Origin of the sequence: Novosphingobium sp. HR1a, assembly GCF_015594425.1 — a bacterium.
Taxonomy (GTDB): Bacteria; Pseudomonadota; Alphaproteobacteria; order Sphingomonadales; family Sphingomonadaceae; genus Novosphingobium; species Novosphingobium resinovorum_A.
On record NZ_JABXWS010000174.1, the window covers coordinates 1 to 316 of the forward strand.

The window sequence follows — 316 nt, forward strand, 5'->3', positions numbered from 1 at the left end:
ACTGTCAGGAATTCCGTGTGTGGGCGGGCATAATGGGTAAGAAGGAGACCCTGTATGCCTCGACGCAAGGAGCCGGCGATCCCGGCTGATTTACTCGATCAACTCTTGGCCGGCAGCGATGCGGCCAGTGCGCTCCAGCAGGGCGGCCTGCTGGATTCATTGAAGAAGGCGCTGGCCGAACGGGCGCTCAACGCCGAGATGGATTACCACCTTGGCGATGCCTCGCAGGTCGGGAACAGCCGCAATGGCTATGGCCGCAAGACGGTGGTGACGGAGACCGGCAAGATCGAGATCGAGGTGCCGCGCGATCGTCGGG

Annotated in this window: 1 protein-coding gene; it reads left to right on the forward strand. The window is 62.7% G+C overall.

The genetic code is table 11. The features are described 5' to 3' along the window. Nucleotides 1-54 precede the first annotated feature (54 nt). The coding region (locus HWN72_RS30870; RefSeq protein WP_211152347.1) for a transposase at nucleotides 55-316 on the forward strand (262 nt) is incomplete at its 3' end.